Origin of the sequence: Pseudoflavonifractor phocaeensis, assembly GCF_016901735.1 — a bacterium.
In the GTDB taxonomy this organism is placed as follows: domain Bacteria; phylum Bacillota; class Clostridia; order Oscillospirales; family Oscillospiraceae; genus Pseudoflavonifractor_A.
The window spans coordinates 1-1,066 of the sequence record NZ_JACLZC010000152.1; the positions used below are offsets into that span (position 1 = coordinate 1).

Genomic DNA, 1,066 nt, shown 5'->3' on the forward strand with positions numbered 1-1,066 from the left:
CGATACACACCAGAATTTAAAAAGCTGGTAATTGAAACGATGATGGCGGAAAAGCTAAGCTATTGCGAAACAGCAAGACGGTTTGACGTAAGCAGCGATACTCGGATCATGCGGAGTGTCCTTATAGGATCTGAGTATCCTACAAAGGACACTCCGCATTTTTTATTGTCAAAATTGGGGCAGCGCCGTTTTCGTCGAAGAGCAGCCGATCCCGGATGCACAGGAGCTTTACCTTGTGCCGGGTGAGCAGGTCAATGTAGCTTTTGGTCATGCCCCATTCCCGGCCTATCCGGGTCAGGTTATGGACTAACACCACATCCACCTTGCCAGCGACTACGGCCTCGGTCACTTTCTGGAGCGCCGGGCGGTCTAATGTGAGCCCGCTGCCGTATTCGTCCGCAGCGCCGATGATGGTATATCCCGCCTGCTTTGCGTAGAGCTGGAGCAGAAACCGCTGGTGTTCCAATGCGAAAGAATCTTCATGGGCGACACGGCAATAGAGAAATGCTCTCATATCCCACACCACCTTTACACCGCCGGGGCGTAGCTTAATGCTACGCCTTTTCTCGTTTCCAGCAGAATATCCCGCTCGGGGATTTTCCGGCGATCCGGCACCTCAAAGGCACCGATGCAGTTATAGTGGATCGTCACCCGCTGATTGGTAACACCGTCCTCCTTGACCGCAGGATAGACCTCGATATACTCAATGAGTTCGGCAACCATGCGCTTGGTGATGGCAGTAGCGTCGGTGTAGCGCCGCACCGTTTCCAAGAAGGTGTCCACATCCATCCGCTTATCTTCCAGCTTTTTCAGCTCCAGCCGCAGCGCCTTGATTTTCTTGGCGTTTTCGCCCTGCTCCTGCTCATACCGTTTGGACATTTTGGCAAACCGGGCATCGTCGATCTTGCCGGACACATTGTCCTCATAGAGCCGTTCAAAGAGCATATCCAGCTCCCCGTCCCGGGCCAGCAGCCCGTCCAGCTCCCGCTTCTTGCGTACCCGGTCATTTTCCGCTACCTTGGCGGAGCGGCCCACCATCGCCTTGATGAAGTCGTTTTCGTATTCG

The 1,066-nt window shown here is 54.2% G+C and carries 2 protein-coding genes; both read right to left on the reverse strand.

The features are described from left to right. Positions 1-139 precede the first annotated feature (139 nt). A complete protein-coding gene (locus tag H7U37_RS14950) occupies positions 140-514 on the reverse strand; it encodes a recombinase family protein (protein WP_204876948.1) in 375 nt (124 codons plus the stop codon). A 14-nt stretch (positions 515-528) separates the two neighbouring features. Continuing rightward, the coding region (locus H7U37_RS14955) for a DUF4368 domain-containing protein (RefSeq protein WP_204876950.1) at positions 529-1,066 on the reverse strand (538 nt) is incomplete at its 5' end.